The following is a 16,527-nucleotide window of genomic DNA, read 5'->3' as shown; positions in this document are numbered from 1 at the left end:
ATACGAATTTAGATTTTACCTTTTCTTGGTAAATAGATGAATGGATATCTTATAAAACATAAAAAAAACCATATCTTCATTGGTTTGAAAATATGGTTTTAACTTTTATAATGACTTTCTATTTTATTCTACTATTATTTTCTTAACGATAGTTACTCCTTCGTTTTCCAGATAAATGTAATAAATACCGTTTCGGAACCCTGCTAAATTAATGGTGTTATTTTTGGAACCATTAGTAAACTTGGTTGTTGTTATTAGTCTTCCCAGTGTATCATATATAGTTGCTTTTTCAAGAGTACTATTGTCAATGTGCAATTCTCCTTTGGCAGGGTTGGGGTAAACGGTTATTTTGTCAAACGCTGTTTCTGCTATTCCTAACGACGGACAACTTAAATTATAAGTAGCTGTAGCATCTTTATATTTAGCCCAGTTAGTGTTTGAATAGGAAGCATCGTCTACCTGAATACAACTTAAATTTGTATTCGATTTACAATTCATAAAAGTTATAAGGTTGTTTTTTCCGTTTTTTAAATTTAAGCTGGTTAGGAGATTGGAGTCACAATATAAAACTTTCAAAGCATTATTTGCCGACACATCTAATGACGTTAATTGGTTAAAAGAACAGCTTAAATTATTCAAAGCGGTATTTTTAGACACATCTAATGTTGCTAATTGAAGATTGTATCCAAGTGTTAAATATTTTAAAGTGGTATTTTTAGATACATCTATTGCTGCTAGTTGATTAAAAGAACAATCTAAGTTTTCTAAAGAAGTATTTTTAGACACATCCAATGAAGTTAATTGGTTTCCAAAAAAGCTTAAATTTAGTAAAGCGATATTTTTAGACACATCTAATGATGTTAATCGGTTTAAAGAAAAAAATAAAAATTGCAAAGCAGTATTTTGAGACACATCTAATGATGTTAATTTGTTTGAATCTAAGGTTAATTGTTTCAAAGCAGTATTTTTAGACACATCTAATGATGTGAATTGGTTGTTATCTAAACCTAATTGTTCCAAGGCAGTATTTTGAGACACATCTAATGATGTGAATTGGTTGTTATCTAAACCTAATTGTTCCAAGGCAGTATTTTGAGACACATCTAATGATGTGAATTGGTTTGATTTTAAGTCTAATTCTTTCAAAGCGGTATTCTTAGATACATCTAATGATGTTAATTTGTTTGAAGGACAATATAAAGTTGTCAAAGCAGCATTTAGAGACACATTTAATGAAGTTAATTGGTTTGATTCACAATATAATGATTTCAAAGCGATGTTTTTAGATGTATCTAATGACGTTAATTTGTTCCCAGTGCAGTTTAGGTTCGTTAAGGATACGAAATCTTGAATACCTGTTAAATCAACAATAGAACTATTTGCAATATCAATATAAGTCAATTTATCAATATTATTAGTCAGTACCTGACCATCAGCAGTTCCCGAATCAATACCAAGGGCAATCAATTTGTTTTCAAAGTTAATGTCCGGGATATTGGTATATTGGGCATAAATTGAAAAGTTCACAAAAAACAGTAATAAAAGTAGTTTTGGCTTCATAAGTTATATTTTAAGATTTGACGGCGCAAGTATACAAAATTATTTTTCTTACAAATAATTATTTTTTAAAAAAAAGCAAGCTAATGAGCATTTATTCTATATAGTTTTAAGTTTTTTATTTTGCTAAAAAGCCTTAAATCTTAACACACTGTTAATCGTTAGTATTTTGTAACAAAAAAGTATAATTTAGTCGAATATTTCAATATCATTAAATTATATATACATGAGCTATATAAAACCTATTAGTTTAACTGCTTTTGCGTTTCTTGTTTTAGCAGGTGGTGGTGCAACCTTACATGCACAAGTTTCAACACCTAAGGAAGCGATTACTGCGCCTTTAGCAATTGTAAAAAAAGCCCCGGTTTCTGAAAATGACTTAAAAAGATGGAGTCATCTCGATTTAGTAAAAGATACTATTCCGGGAATGAGTGTTGATAAAGCCTACGCCGAATTGCTGCAAGGCAAAACCGGAAAAAAAGTAATTGTAGGAATTGTAGATTCGGGAGTAGATATTGAGCATGAAGACCTAAAAGGAATGATCTGGACAAATCCTAAAGAAATTCCGGGAAACGGTATCGATGATGATAAAAATGGATTTATTGATGATACCCATGGATGGAATTTTCTTGGAGATGCAGTACACGAAAATCTCGAAATGACCCGTATTGTTAAAAAAGGTGATGATGGATCTGCCGAATACAAAAATGCCCTGGCACAATATGAAGAAAAATCTAAAAAAGTTTTAGAAGATAAACAACAGGTTGACTTTTTATTAGATGTTCATAATACAATAAAAAAAGAACTAAATAAAACAACCTATAAACTGGAAGATTTAAGCACAATTACTTCAACTGATCCAAAAGTGGCGAGAAGTAAAATGGTTATGACGCAAATTTTTGGCAATGCAGGACCAACTTTTGATCCCGAAGCGGAGCTGGAAGATTATAGAGAGCAAGTTTACGATCAGTTCAATTATAATTTAAACAAAGATTATGACGGAAGAAAAGTTGTAGGAGATAATCCGGAAGATATCAAAAACAATCATTATGGTAATAATATCGTTTTTGGTCCGGACAAAGAAAAAGCACTTCACGGAACACACGTTGCCGGAATTATTGCACAAATTCGCGGTAATAATTTAGGTGGTGACGGTATTGCCAATAATGTTGAGATTTTAACAGTTAGAGCTGTTCCTGACGGAGATGAATATGATAAAGATATTGCGTTAGCAATTCGTTATGCTGTTGATAATGGCGCAAAAGTAATTAACGGAAGTTTTGGAAAAAGTTTTTCTCCACATAAACAATGGGTATATGATGCTATAAAATATGCTCAGAAAAAAGACGTTTTAATTGTTCATGCTGCAGGTAATGACGGTTATAATATCGATGAAACAAAAAACATCAATTATCCAAATGATTCTGAAAATAATATCAAAGAATTTGCGGATAACCTAATTACGATTGGTGCAATTAATAAAGAATATGGAGAAAATGTAGTAGCAGGATTTTCGAATTTCGGAAAAATAAACGTAGATGTTTTTGCTCCTGGTGAAGAAATCTATGCAACAGTTCCAAACAACAAATACAAATATTTACAGGGAACTTCAATGGCTTCACCAAATGCTGCCGGAGTTGCAACGTTGATTCGTTCGTATTATCCAAAATTAAAAGCTTCACAAGTAAAACATATTCTGATGGACTCAGGTGTTCTACTCCCGACAAATGTAGTTTTAGGAGAAAATAAAGAGGTAAAACCAGCATCCGAATCATCAAAAACGGCTAAAATGGTGAATGCATATAATGCTTTACTGATGGCTGAAAAAATGTCAAAAAAATAAAAAAACAAATTACTAATCCAATGGAAGAGTGGCAACTCTTCCATTTTTTTATTTAAATGAATATGCATAAAATTATTCTACTTTCTTTTTTAAGTTTTGGTTTAAACTCAATTTTTGCACAAAATGCCCCCTATTGGCAACAACATGCTGATTATAAGATGGAGGTATCGATGGATGTAAAAAACTATCAGTATAAAGGAAAACAGGAATTGATTTATACCAATAATTCTCCGGATACTTTGCGAAAAGTATTTTATCATTTATTTCCAAATGCTTTTCAGCCGGGAAGCGAAATGGACGCACGTCTGCATTCTATAAAAGATCCTGACGGAAGAATGGTCAATAAAGTGAAAGTAGACGGCAAGGATGTAAAGCAAAGTAGAATTGAATCACTAAAGTCAAATGAAATTGGATTTCTGAAAATCACTAATTTCAAACAAGATGGTATAACGGCTCAAACCAGAACTTCCGGAACTGTTTTGGAAGTGACTTTGGCTAAACCGATTTTACCCAATTCGAAAACTACTTTTACATTAGATTTCGATGGTCAGGTTCCGGTTCAGATTCGTCGTTCGGGAAGAAATAATTCGGAAGGAATTGAATTGTCCATGTCTCAATGGTATCCTAAATTGGCCGAATTTGATTTTGAAGGCTGGCATGCAGATCCTTATATTGCCAGAGAATTTCATGGGGTTTGGGGTAATTTTGATGTAAAAATTACAATCGATAAAGACTATACAATTGGAGGCTCAGGATATTTGCAGGATAAAAACGAAATTGGCCACGGTTATGAAGACGCTGGTGTAAAAGTGGTGTATCCTAAAAAAACAAAGACATTAACATGGCATTTTATCGCTCCAAACGTACATGATTTTACCTGGGCTGCCGACAAGGAATATGCACACGATATTGTAAAAGGACCAAATGATGTTGATTTGCACTTTTTCTACAAAAACAATCCAAAAGTTACTGAGAACTGGAAAAAGTTAGAGCCATTAATGGTGAAAGTAATGGATTATTACAACCATAAAGTGGGGGCTTATCCATACAAGCAATACTCTTTTATTCAGGGTGGAGATGGCGGAATGGAATATGCAATGTGTACTTTGATGCTTGGAAACGGAACTCTTGAAGGTATTTTAGGAACTGCAACTCACGAACTGGGACACTCCTGGTTTCAGCATATTTTGGCTTCAAACGAGTCAAAACACCCATGGATGGATGAAGGTTTTACAACTTATATAGAAGATAGTGCTTTGAATGAATTAAAAGGAGATAAAAAGGAAGTTAATCCATTTAAAGCAAATTATGCCGCTTATTATAGTTTAGTAAATTCCGGAAAAGAACAGCCACAAACAACACACGGTGACCGTTACGATGAAAACCGACCTTACAGTATTTCATCTTATGTAAAAGGTAGTATCTTTTTATCACAATTAGTGTACGTAATTGGGCAGGAAAATCTGGATGCTGCTTTAAAAAGATATTTTAATGATTTCAAATTCAAACATCCAACTCCAAATGATATCAAAAGATCTGCAGAGAGAGTTTCAGGAGCTGAATTAGACTGGTATTTAATTGACTGGACAGAAACTACAAATACAATTGATTACGGAATTAAAGACGTAGCGGATAATGCAGGTAAAACAACCGTTACTTTAGAAAGAATTGGAAGGATGCCAATGCCAATTGATTTGACTGTAGAATATACTGACGGAACTTCTGAGAGTTTCTATATTCCGTTAAGAATGATGAACTTCATTAAGCCAAATCCTAATCCAAATATAAAAAGAACTGTGTTGGATGATTGGGCCTGGGCACAGTCAAACTATAGTTTTACAATCGATAAAAACAAAACTGCAATTAAGAAAATCACCATTGATCCAAGCGGATTAATGGCTGATGTAAAGGCTGCAAATAATGTTTATGAAGTGAAATAAATTTAGTTTTAAAACACAAAAAAGTCTCATTTAAATTCAGGAAACTGAAAATTAAATGAGACTTTTTTTATAGAATTGAGATCAATTTTTACTACAAAATAGCTCCCCAGATTTTCTCGTCTTTTAATAATATTTCTCTCAAAATCTGAATTGGGGGCATTCCGTTATCAAGCATGGCATCATTAAATTTTTGTAAATTATAATTGCTTCCTTCTTGTTTTTTATAATCTTCACGAAGTTTCAAAATCTGTAATTTTCCTAAAGTATAAAACAAATAACCCGGATCGTAAGTACCGCGCAATGCTTCCTGACGCGAAGGTTTATCGCCCTGATACCAGTTATTCATGAAAAATTTGGTCGCATCATCAACATTCATTCCGTGACAATGGGTGTTGATAGAAACGCACAGACGACAAATGCGTAAAAGTGCATCTCCTGATTGTGCCAAACGATATTTTGCTGCTTTAATTGGATCGCCAGTATTGCCGTAACCTTCGTCAATCATCATTTTTTCGGTATAATGTGCCCAGCCTTCTACATAGGCATAACTCATAAAAATCTTCTGGATTTTAGAAGTTTTAGAAGCATTCGAATGCAAAAATTGTGTGTAATGCCCAGGATATGCTTCGTGTATAGAAACAATGTCGGTCGTGTAAAAATTAAATTGTGCCAGCCAGTCTTCTTGTTGTTTTGGAGTCCATTTTGGATCTACGGGTGTAATATAGTAAAAAGCCTGAGTAGCTTTAGTTTCAAAAGGTCCTGGAGAATCCATAGATGCAGTACTTGTAGCTCTGGCGTAAGCAGGTGTTTCCTGAATTTTAACACGTACTTCAGAGGGCATAGTTACAATTTTATGATCTATTAAATATTGACGAATTGCTTCAATATTTTTTCTTGCATGAGGAATTAAATCTTGTGCCGTTGGATGTTCTTTTTGCATTTCATTATAAACATCGATAGGCTTTTTGTTCGGATTGATGATTTTTGCAGCGGCATTAAAAGAAGCTTGTTCTTTTTTTAACTCTTTTAAACCAATGGCTAAAATTTCATCCGGAGATAATTTAATTTCTTCCTGATAAAGGAGCATTTTTTTATAATTCTCAACTCCAATAGCATATTTGTTGTTTGCTTTAGGTAATTTTTCCTTTTCTAAAAAAGCAGCAAAATCATTAATTGAGGCTATTGCTTTTTGATTGGTCTCGTTAAAAGATTTCATTAGAGAATCATTCTTAACGTTTTTTAGAGCAACTAAAAGATCTTTTCCTAAAAAAGAGGCAGAACCTCTTGCGATATCAATGGCTAATTTAATATGTGGTAATGCCAGTGAATCCTGTAAATTTGCTTTGGCATTCTCGAAAAATTTTGGTGCACTTTTTTCGATTGCGATGATCGATTTTATTTGTTGTTCAATGGGAGCAAAATTACGTTGAATGTAAATGTTTACATCAATAGCTCCGGCATACACCATTGGATTTTTTGTGAAGGGTTTTAAATCTTCAAATGAAAACAATTCGTTTTTTACATTCGATTTAATGATTTTCCAATCATAATAATTTCTTTTGCTTAAAGTAGTAGAATCAATTGCAGAAAATTCCTGATCAAACTTTTTAAGAGAAGTAACCCGCTTATCAATATTTGGTTTGCTAAAATCACCTAATCTTCCATCATATTCATGCAATCCTAAATAGACTCCCGTTTGAGGATTCCATTCAAGGCTTTTTGTAATATATTCTTCAGATAGTTTAAGAAAAGCTTCATCGCCGGATCCCGAAGCAATGTCATTATTTTCTTGTTTTTTATTGCAGCTGATTAGTGTGAAAACTAAGATAATGGGAAGAATGAAGATCTTTTTCATATTGATTTTGGTTTGAAAAATTAAATGATTAATGAATTAATATTCATCAAAATAATCATACAAAAATAGCAAATTTTCAAACCAAAAAAAACAGTAATTTCATTAATTATCCCAAATGTTCCAGCATATCTTTGGTCATGGTTTCAAGATCAAATGTGTGTTTCCAGTTCCAGTCTTCCCTTGCAGATGAATCATCAATACTTGCAGGCCAGCTATCCGCGATTTTCTGACGGAAATCCGGATTGTATGTGATTTCAAACTCCGGAATGTGTTTTTTGATTTCAGCAGCAATTTCAGTTGGAGTAAAACTCATAGCGGCCAAATTGTAAGATGAATGTATTTTGATTTCTTCAGTCGGTGCTTTCATAATATTGATGGTAGCGTCAATAGCATCATCCATATACATCATTGGCATTTTGGTTTCTGAAGATAAAAAGCATTCATATTTTTTGTCGGCAATAGCTTTATAAAAAATATCAACCGCATAATCTGTAGTTCCGCCACCGGGAGGCGTAGACCAGCTGATTAAACCTGGATAACGTATACTGCGAACATCGACTCCGTAAATGTTATGGTAATATTCGCACCATCTTTCACCGGCTTGCTTGCTGATTCCATAAACCGTCGAAGGCTCCATAATGGTATATTGTGGTGTGTTTTCTTTTGGCGTAGTAGGTCCAAAAACCGCAATGCTCGATGGCCAGAATATCTTTTTTATTTTTTTTGCTTTAGCAAGATTTAAAACGTGAAAAAGCGAATTCATATTCAAATCCCAGGCAAATGCCGGATTCTTTTCGGCTGTTGCTGATAAGAGAGCCGCCATCAAATAAATATCGGTAATATGATGAATTTCTACAAGATGTTCAATCTGATTAAAATCCAAAGCATTAATCACTTCAAACGGACCGGAATTTACAACATCATTGTTTAATTTTCGAATATCAGAAGCAATTACATTTTCCGTTCCATATAACTTGCGTAGTTTTTGAGCCAGTTCTGTTCCAATCTGACCGCAAGCGCCAATGATTAATATTTTTGGATTCATTTGAATAGATTTAAAATACAAATATAGGTTTTTCGCAAATAAATATGTTTTTTATAAAGTTAAATTATTTATTTAATAATATTAAATACTGTTTTTTAAATTATTCTCTATGTGAAGCTTTATAATTTTAAAACCTTAATCACACATTTTGCAGAGTAAAATGATTTTTTATTACTGTTAGAGGATATTTATTTAAGAAATTATCTCTGTTAATGTGTGAAATCAGCGGCAAAAAAAGACAAGGATTTATAAAATTTGTAACAAAAAACAGAATTCGTAATTGTAAATTTACTTTGTAACTTTGTAGCTTAACGTTTTATCAAATGAAATACAAAATATCTCTTTTTCTTCTCTTAATTTTTATACTGAATTCATGTCAGGATGAAAATGAAAAACGTATCGCTGAAAATAAAAAGGAAGCGAAAAAGAAAGAAGTCATTTTTAATAATATAAATAAAGGCTGGTCGTTTATTGACGAACCAATTAATGAAGTTTCAGAACAAAATGAAGGCTCCTGGACTGAATGGCGTGAATTTTTAAAAGAGTTAGGAGGAAAACCCAGAAATACAATTGGTGCTTTTCAAAAAAAATCTTCTGCAATTGCTAAAAAGGCAATGGCATTAAACAATAATATTCCGGCACAATTTAATCAGCCTCAGATAAGAAGCCGAATTTCTATTTTGATTACTAAAGTAAGAATGATGGATTTGTTTATTCATTTGGATAAAATTCCGGATGAAAAAGTGACTTTTTTAATTGGAGAAATCAATAAAGAATTGGTTTCATTGGAAAGGCAAATGGATAAAATTGTTGAAAAAAGCAAAATACCAAAAGAAGAAGGAGAATCGGATTTCTTACGAATGCTGGATACGGCACGTGCTATTCCGAATACTATTGTAGATCCAAATTTACCTAAAGTTGAGTAAAAACGCCCTATATACTATTTATGACAATTTGCCAAAAACACAGCAGATTGCAACAAATTTACTGGAAGGAAATCAGATAAAAATGCACCTTAACGGTTTGCTGGGATCCGCAGTTTCATTTGTCATTCGCTCAGTTTTCAAAAAAACGGAACTGCCTTTTTTGATCGTTTTAGACAATAAGGAAGAGGCAGCGTATTATCTGAACGATCTCGAACAAATGATTGGTGAACAGGATGTTTTGTTTTATCCGGGTTCATTCCGCCGTCCGTATCAGATCGAAGAAACTGACAATGCCAATGTTTTGCTTCGCGCTGAGGTTTTAAACCGAATTAATTCCCGTAAAAAACCAGCCGTAATTGTTACGTATCCCGAAGCACTTTTTGAAAAAGTGGTTACGAGAAGAGAACTCGATAAAAATACTTTGAAAGTCGCCTTGAATGATAAAATTTCAATTGATTTTATTAATGAGGTTTTATTTGAATATGAATTTAAAAGAGTTGATTTTATTACGGAGCCAGGTGAATTTTCGGTTCGTGGAGGAATTGTTGATGTGTTTTCTTTTTCAAACGATCATCCATACCGAATTGAGTTTTTCGGTAACGAAGTCGACAGCATCAGAAGTTTTGATGTAGAAACACAACTGTCTGTCGAAACACATAAAAAAATCACGATTATTCCAAATGTTGAAAACAAGATATTTCAGGAAAACCGAGAAAGTTTCTTAGATTATATTGCTGAAAAAACAATTCTTTTTATTCAAAATACGGATGGGCTTTTTAGTCAGTTAGACAAACAATTTGCCAGGGCGGAAGAAGCTTTTGAGAAATTATCAAAAGAAATAAAACATGCAGAACCTGAGAAATTATTTTTAAATCAGGCTTCTTTCATTAAACGGGCTCTAGATTTTTCGATAGTGGAATTGCACTCAAAGCCAATTTTTAAAATAACAAAAAAGTTTGATTTTCATATTCAGCCTCAGCCATCTTTCAACAAACAATTCGATTTGCTGTTGAATAATCTGAGTGATAATCATTTTAACGGATACAAAAATTATTTGTTCTGTTCGAATGAAGCACAGGCAAAACGTTTTCACGATATTTTTGAAACGTTGGACGAAGCCAATTCAGAGAATATCCGAAAACAATATCACACTATTGTATTGCCTTTGTATCAGGGTTTTATTGACGAAGAAAATCAAATAACCGCATATACAGATCATCAGATTTTTGAGCGTTATCATAAATTTAATATCAAAAACGGCTATTCGAAAAAGCAAAATATTACGCTAAAAGAACTTACAGCACTTTCGGTTGGGGATTATGTAACGCATATTGATCACGGAATCGGTAAGTTTGGCGGATTGCAGAAAATTCAGGTGGAAGGCAAAACACAGGAAGCTATTAAATTGGTTTATGCCGATAATGATATCGTTTATGTAAGTATTCATTCGCTTCATAAAATCTCAAAATACAACGGAAAAGACGGAACGCCTCCTAAAATATACAAACTAGGATCAAACGCCTGGAAAATTTTAAAACAAAAAACCAAAGCACGTGTCAAACATATTGCATTCAATCTGATTCAGTTGTATGCGAAACGCCGTTTGGAAAAAGGGTTCCAATTTGCGCCGGACAGTTATCTGCAAAATGAATTGGAGAGTTCTTTTATTTATGAAGATACTCCCGATCAGACCAAATCAACGCAGGAAGTAAAAGCCGACATGGAGAGTGATCGCCCGATGGATCGTCTGGTTTGTGGAGATGTAGGTTTCGGAAAAACGGAGGTCGCAATTCGTGCCGCCTTCAAGGCTGTTGATAATAGCAAACAAGTTGCCGTTTTGGTTCCGACAACTATTTTGGCCTACCAGCATTACAGAACTTTTACAGAACGATTAAAAGATATGCCAGTTTCAGTTGGTTACTTAAACCGATTTAGAACTGCAAAACAAAAAGCCCAAACCTTAAAAGATTTAGCTGAAGGAAAACTTGATATCGTCATCGGAACACATCAATTGGTTAACAAAAATGTGGTTTTTAAAGATCTTGGTTTATTGATTGTTGATGAGGAACAAAAATTTGGAGTGAACGTAAAAGACAAACTTAAAACGATTGCTGCGAATGTAGATACGCTGACTTTAACGGCAACGCCAATTCCGAGAACGCTTCAGTTTTCGTTAATGGCAGCACGGGATTTATCTGTAATTACAACACCTCCTCCAAATCGTTACCCAATAGAAACGAATGTGGTCAGTTTTAATGAAGAAATAATTCGTGATGCAATTTCGTATGAAATTCAGCGAAACGGACAAGTTTTCTTCATCAATAACCGAATCGAAAATATAAAAGAAGTAGCCGGAATGATTCAGCGTTTAGTACCAAATGCACGAGTTGGAATTGGTCACGGACAAATGGAAGGTGCGAAACTTGAGGAATTGATGTTAGGTTTTATGAATGGTGATTTTGATGTTTTGGTTGCAACCACAATCATCGAAAGTGGTTTGGATGTACCAAATGCCAATACAATTTTCATTAATAATGCCAATAATTTTGGATTGTCAGATCTGCATCAGATGCGTGGCCGGGTAGGACGTAGCAACAAAAAAGCATTTTGTTATTTTATTTGTCCTCCGTATTCCTCCATGACCGAAGACGCCAGAAAACGTATTCAGGCATTGGAACAATTCAGTGAACTCGGAAGCGGTTTCAACATCGCCATGAAAGATCTTGAAATTCGTGGTGCCGGAGATTTATTAGGCGGTGAACAAAGTGGTTTTATCAATGAAATTGGTTTTGATACCTATCAGAAAATCATGAACGAAGCCATTGAGGAGTTGAAAGAAAACGAATTCAAAGATTTGTATCCTGAAGAGAATAATATTGATACCAAAGAGTACGTAAAAGACCTTCAGATTGATGCTGATTTTGAATTGTTATTCCCTGATGAATATATCAATAATGTTTCGGAAAGATTGGTTTTATATAACGAACTAGGTGCTATAAAAGACGAAGCCGGTTTGCAGGAATTCGAAAGAAAATTGATTGACCGTTTTGGACCATTGCCAAAACAAGCAACGGCATTACTAAACAGCATTCGTATAAAATGGATTGCAACGAGAGTTGGAATTGAGAAATTAGTTTTGAAACAAGGCAAAATGATTGGCTATTTTGTGTCTGATCAACAGTCAGATTATTATCAGTCATCTAAATTCAGAAACGTTTTGCAATTTGTGCAAAAGCAAAGTAGTTTGTGTAAAATGAAAGAAAAACAAACGGTAAACGGATTACGTTTATTATTGACTTTCGAGAACGTAAAATCAATCAAAAAAGCATTGGAATTGATGGAGTTATTTGAATAATAGGTGATTATAGTTTTTCTGCAATGCTCACAATTACCCAAGCCAAAGGGATGTAAAGAAATTGTCCCAATATAGTTCCAAGAATTCTTGCAAGTATTATGTAGGTCAGATGTCTTCTAAAATATGATTCTTTAACCGTTCCATCAATCACTTTGTCTGTAAGCGTTCCATGATAGGGTTCTATAAAAAGAAGCATCCCAACAGACCCCAATCCAACGGCAATCCCGCTCAATGATAGTGAGGTTGTTCGAAGATTAGGATTAAGATAACCTGCATACAAACAGGACAGTACACTAACAGTAATAAAACTATAAACCAATACATTCATAAAAATTAGTTTTAAGTATAAATCTTTATACTGTGTTAATCTGGTAAAGTTTTCTTTTCGGGGCAGAGATACACTTTCTTTAAAATGATAATAGGTTTTTTTTCGGAAAGATTTCATTAATACCCCTATAATTGAATTGTTTTCGTAAAGCGACTTGACTCCTTTTGCCATAAATCGATGTGTAGTAGGAATGGCGAATGCACCCAAAGTACATCCTAAAGTGGCACAAAAAATAATACTTCTAAATAAGAATTCATTAGGCTGAAATCCTGATATAATTGTGTTCTCAATAGATTTTGTTAACAATGGCGCTTGTATACTGCTTGAAAATTGGGCCGTTAGAGCAATAATATTAAAAATAGAGGCAGAAGAAGCAACTCTGCGTGTTCTTGTGCCTACTATCTTTGATGATAAACTAATAATACTGATAAAATGGATAACAAGAGTTAGAATACAAACGAGTACAAGGTTATTATTCATCTTTTATTTTAAAATTATTTAAGTGTTTTTTTAATAAAGGCATAACTTTTTGGAAATTTATAATTTAATTTTCATAATCATTCGAAAAGTAATTTTTATAATAGTTAGATAATTATAATAATTGAGTTTATATTTTCCTCGCTTATTATTGTTATACTCTTTAATTACTCTTGAATAGGTGTTTTCTAATTGGGTTACTATCGGCAGAAAATCGGCTTCTTTCCTAATAAAATTAGAGACTTTTAAGATGTTTTCTGCATCATATTTCTTGATCTCACGAACGATTAAATCAGTTTGTATTTTATTAGTCATGAGTTTCATTCCAAAATTATATTTTCTGTAATGAAGCATATTTTCGGGGGTTACTATCTCTGCCAATCCTCTAAAATCACATACAATCACGGCGGCACCTGTTGCCATAGCTTCTATTGCTGCTTTTGCCTTTCCAAATATAATGTCGTATTGTCCAAGAATATTTTCCGGAGTTGTAGTAGCATTACCATTACCGCTTCCTATCAGGTCTATTTCGATGCCCTGAGATAAACATGCTTCTTTTATAGAGGGGAAAATATTTGTTTGTGACATATAATTAGAAAATGCCAAAGCTTTTCTGGGTATCGCTGAAATTGTTTTACGTAGTTTAAAACGTGATAGATTTGCCCAATTATAAATTATTTCAATATCATCGTTTTTGAATCCGTTTTCCTGATAGCGTTCTTTGCAGTTGTAATCTACAGCTACATATTGTAAAATGTTAGCGTGTCTAAAAGGATAATCCAGAAAATGTGTCCTGTCATGAATAAAATATACAATTGGAGTTTTTTTAAAAAAGTGTGCAGCTTTGAGGGTTACAATATTATGATGGGCATGAATACAGTCAGGTTTCTTTTTTAATTTTTTTAAATCGGTACAAACATGTATTCCATTTTCAATTAAGGATTTTGCTAAATCTCCCATTGATAAGGTAAATATTTCAACATGATGTCCACGATTGTGCAATTCTATAGCTAACTCGTACACATACGTTTCTGTACCTGATGGTGAATTTATAAAACAATTCGTGATTAAAATATTCATTTCGTTATACGGTTGTTGCCAAACAAACTTCTGCGATGGGTTTGATGTGTTTCTCAAATTCAATGCAGGTTTTATATGCACCTGATGCTACTCGTTTTCTTCCTATTTCTTCATAATAAGGAAGTGGATTTTTCCAATTGATAATTTGGTTCAAATCCGTAATTCTAGTGTATGATTCCCATGAAAAAGCAGAAACTCCAAAACGTTCAATAGCCATTTCTATTTCTGTTTTTAATTCGGGATAATTTAGACCAGCCTTTATTTTCATTTCCAGTTCGAGCGGAGAAAGTTCAAAAGATAAATTATGGATGTGTTTTTTTTGGGATAATATATCTGGTGCTTTGTCAAGTACGAAATCATAATTTAGAATCGATTTTGAAGGATTACTTTTTTCTAACTCAGCAACGATTCCATTAATGATATATCTGCAAATATCATGAGTTGGATTAAAACCCTCTAAAGCATCACCATATATTTCATCATAGTTGTTTTCTTTTATCAAAATTAAAAGCTGCTCCTTTACTTGTTTAATTTTATCCAGGTCGCCGGATAAAATAATGTTATATAATTCCTTATCTGTAAAAGGATTAAAGGTATTTTTGTAAGTTGCACCTAATGATTCTATTAATTTTATAGATTGATATAATCGCGAATCATTATTTTGTCCGGAACCGTCTGTTAAAATATATACATCAGGCTTTGAATCTTTTAAAAATTTGAAAGCTCTTAATTCATGACCCGGATGCCCAATTATCAATGCTGATTTAGTTTTCATATTCTACGGATATTTTTTAAAATAGTTTATACACAATATAAATGAATTTAAAATATAAAACAAGTAAATATATTGATTATAATTCTTACAAATTACTCAAATGCATTTCTTTTTAGCACTAGGCTACAATCATTTTACCTAATAAATATTTGTTGTTTTATTTTTAAGTTACAAAGAGCAATTTCAATTAAGCTATATTGTATATATCATTGACCTTTTTTTATTTACTATGATTTTTTAGATTTAAATTTGTAAAATGTCAGATTCACCTATTTATCGAAAAATAATCCATATCGATATGGACGCTTTTTATGCTTCGGTAGAGCAAATGGATAATCCTGCTTTACGAGGAAAGGCTATTGCAGTTGGTGGTTCAGAAAATCGTGGTGTTGTTTCGGCAGCAAGTTATGAAGCTCGTAAATTTGGGGTTCGAAGTGCCATAAGTGGTGTTTTGGCCAAAAAATATTGTCCCGAAATTATATTTGTTCGTCCCCGTTTTGATCGCTATAAAGAAATTTCTACAAAAATTCATGAAATTTTTCATGAATACACGGATATGGTAGAACCTCTTTCACTTGATGAAGCTTATCTTGATGTTACTCAAAATAAAAAAGGAAATCCAAGCGCATCATTGCTGGCTCAGGAAATCAGGTTACGAATTTTCAATGAGGTAGGAATTACAGCTTCTGCGGGAATTTCAGTAAATAAATTTGTTGCCAAGATTGCCAGTGATTATAATAAACCTAATGGGCAAAAAACGGTAAATCCTGATGAAGTAATTCCGTTTTTGGAAGAATTACCTATTCGGAAATTCTACGGGGTTGGAAAAGTGACTACTGAAAAAATGTATCAACTGGGAATTTTTACCGGATTAGATCTGAAAAGTAAATCGGTGGAATTTTTGGAAAAGCATTTTGGAAAATCCGGAGGCTTTTATTTTAACGTTGTACGTGGTATTCATAATAGTGAAGTGAAAGCATCAAGAATTACAAAATCAGTGGCTGCCGAACATACTTTTGATGTCAATCTTTCCTCAGAAATTTTTATGCTGGAACAACTTGAAAAAATTGCTGTTTCATTAGAAAAAAGATTAAAAAAGTACAATATATTAGGGAAAACAGTCACTCTTAAAATTAAATACAGCGATTTTACACAACAAACCAGAAGCAAAACTTTGCCTTATTTTATTGCGGATAAAAGTTTGATTTTGGAGACTGTTGAAGAGTTGTTGTATCAGGAACGCATGAAAGATTCAGTTCGATTATTGGGAATTTCTTTAAATAATCTAAACACTGAACAAAAAAAAGCAGTTGTTGTACAGTTAAAATTTGATTTTTGAAAAACGA

The 16,527-nt window shown here is 33.0% G+C and carries 11 protein-coding genes; 5 read left to right on the top strand and 6 right to left on the bottom strand.

Annotated elements, in window-relative coordinates; genetic code table 11:
* Positions 1 to 123: 123 nt before the first annotated feature.
* Positions 124 to 1,560: a T9SS type A sorting domain-containing protein gene (locus PMI10_RS21740; RefSeq protein ID WP_007809152.1), complete on the bottom strand. Its 1,437-nt coding sequence runs from the start codon at positions 1,558 to 1,560 to the stop codon at positions 124 to 126.
* A gap of 223 nt (positions 1,561 to 1,783) precedes the next feature.
* On the opposite strand from PMI10_RS21740, the gene PMI10_RS14265 reads away from it, so the two are divergent.
* Both PMI10_RS14265 and PMI10_RS14260 read left to right on the top strand, forming a co-directional pair.
* Entirely contained in the window at positions 1,784 to 3,400 is a 1,617-nt protein-coding gene (locus tag PMI10_RS14265) for a S8 family peptidase (RefSeq protein ID WP_007809150.1), read from the top strand.
* A 62-nt stretch (positions 3,401 to 3,462) separates the two neighbouring features.
* Positions 3,463 to 5,340, top strand: a complete 1,878-nt coding sequence (locus tag PMI10_RS14260) for a M1 family metallopeptidase (protein ID WP_007809148.1) — start codon at positions 3,463 to 3,465, stop codon at positions 5,338 to 5,340.
* A gap of 91 nt (positions 5,341 to 5,431) precedes the next feature.
* Here PMI10_RS14260 and PMI10_RS14255 read toward each other — a convergent pair whose 3' ends face one another.
* Both PMI10_RS14255 and PMI10_RS14250 read right to left on the bottom strand, forming a co-directional pair.
* Positions 5,432 to 7,195 carry a DUF885 domain-containing protein gene (locus PMI10_RS14255; RefSeq protein ID WP_007809146.1) on the bottom strand — a complete coding sequence of 588 codons (1,764 nt, stop codon included), beginning with the start codon at positions 7,193 to 7,195 and terminating at the stop codon, positions 5,432 to 5,434.
* Between the two features lie 106 nt (positions 7,196 to 7,301).
* The gene (locus tag PMI10_RS14250) at positions 7,302 to 8,240 is read right to left on the bottom strand and encodes an L-threonine 3-dehydrogenase (RefSeq protein ID WP_035631907.1); all 939 of its coding nucleotides are present in this window, start codon (positions 8,238 to 8,240) and stop codon (positions 7,302 to 7,304) included.
* Between the two features lie 323 nt (positions 8,241 to 8,563).
* On the opposite strand from PMI10_RS14250, the gene PMI10_RS14245 reads away from it, so the two are divergent.
* The gene (locus PMI10_RS14245) at positions 8,564 to 9,166 is read left to right on the top strand and encodes a hypothetical protein (protein ID WP_007809142.1); all 603 of its coding nucleotides are present in this window, start codon (positions 8,564 to 8,566) and stop codon (positions 9,164 to 9,166) included.
* The gene (gene mfd / locus PMI10_RS14240; RefSeq protein WP_007809140.1) at positions 9,159 to 12,521 is read left to right on the top strand and encodes a transcription-repair coupling factor; all 3,363 of its coding nucleotides are present in this window, start codon (positions 9,159 to 9,161) and stop codon (positions 12,519 to 12,521) included. Before PMI10_RS14245 ends, mfd begins: the two co-directional genes overlap by 8 nt.
* A gap of 7 nt (positions 12,522 to 12,528) precedes the next feature.
* Here mfd and PMI10_RS14235 read toward each other — a convergent pair whose 3' ends face one another.
* From PMI10_RS14235 to PMI10_RS14225, 3 genes are read right to left on the bottom strand one after another with little or no spacing between them, the layout of a single operon-like run.
* Positions 12,529 to 13,329 (bottom strand): lipid II flippase family protein, encoded by an 801-nt coding sequence (locus tag PMI10_RS14235; protein ID WP_007809138.1) that lies wholly within the window; start codon positions 13,327 to 13,329, stop codon positions 12,529 to 12,531.
* 57 nt (positions 13,330 to 13,386) lie between these two features.
* Positions 13,387 to 14,406 carry a glycosyltransferase gene (locus PMI10_RS14230; protein WP_035631906.1) on the bottom strand — a complete coding sequence of 340 codons (1,020 nt, stop codon included), beginning with the start codon at positions 14,404 to 14,406 and terminating at the stop codon, positions 13,387 to 13,389.
* A 4-nt stretch (positions 14,407 to 14,410) separates the two neighbouring features.
* Positions 14,411 to 15,181, bottom strand: a complete 771-nt coding sequence (locus tag PMI10_RS14225) for a hypothetical protein (RefSeq protein WP_007809135.1) — start codon at positions 15,179 to 15,181, stop codon at positions 14,411 to 14,413.
* A 256-nt stretch (positions 15,182 to 15,437) separates the two neighbouring features.
* On the opposite strand from PMI10_RS14225, the gene dinB reads away from it, so the two are divergent.
* Positions 15,438 to 16,520, top strand: coding sequence for a DNA polymerase IV (gene dinB / locus PMI10_RS14220; RefSeq protein WP_007809132.1), 1,083 nt, complete (start codon positions 15,438 to 15,440; stop codon positions 16,518 to 16,520).
* Positions 16,521 to 16,527: the final 7 nt, after the last annotated feature.

Origin of the sequence: Flavobacterium sp. CF136 (genome assembly GCF_000282055.1) — a bacterium.
Taxonomy (GTDB): domain Bacteria; phylum Bacteroidota; class Bacteroidia; order Flavobacteriales; family Flavobacteriaceae; genus Flavobacterium.
Note: the sequence above shows the minus strand (reverse complement) of the source record. Positions and strands in the feature narration are given on the sequence as shown.

What these genes read in the sequence shown, in the direction of transcription:
- PMI10_RS14225 (WP_007809135.1), bottom strand. Translation starts at nt 15,181, where the DNA reads ATGAAAACTAAATCAGCATTGATAATTGGGCATCCGGGTCATGAATTA.
- PMI10_RS21740 (WP_007809152.1), bottom strand. Translation starts at nt 1,560, where the DNA reads ATGAAGCCAAAACTACTTTTATTACTGTTTTTTGTGAACTTTTCAATT.
- dinB (WP_007809132.1), top strand. Translation starts at nt 15,438, where the DNA reads ATGTCAGATTCACCTATTTATCGAAAAATAATCCATATCGATATGGAC.
- PMI10_RS14235 (WP_007809138.1), bottom strand. Translation starts at nt 13,329, where the DNA reads ATGAATAATAACCTTGTACTCGTTTGTATTCTAACTCTTGTTATCCAT.
- PMI10_RS14265 (WP_007809150.1), top strand. Translation starts at nt 1,784, where the DNA reads ATGAGCTATATAAAACCTATTAGTTTAACTGCTTTTGCGTTTCTTGTT.
- PMI10_RS14255 (WP_007809146.1), bottom strand. Translation starts at nt 7,195, where the DNA reads ATGAAAAAGATCTTCATTCTTCCCATTATCTTAGTTTTCACACTAATC.
- PMI10_RS14230 (WP_035631906.1), bottom strand. Translation starts at nt 14,406, where the DNA reads ATGAATATTTTAATCACGAATTGTTTTATAAATTCACCATCAGGTACA.
- PMI10_RS14250 (WP_035631907.1), bottom strand. Translation starts at nt 8,240, where the DNA reads ATGAATCCAAAAATATTAATCATTGGCGCTTGCGGTCAGATTGGAACA.
- PMI10_RS14245 (WP_007809142.1), top strand. Translation starts at nt 8,564, where the DNA reads ATGAAATACAAAATATCTCTTTTTCTTCTCTTAATTTTTATACTGAAT.
- PMI10_RS14260 (WP_007809148.1), top strand. Translation starts at nt 3,463, where the DNA reads ATGCATAAAATTATTCTACTTTCTTTTTTAAGTTTTGGTTTAAACTCA.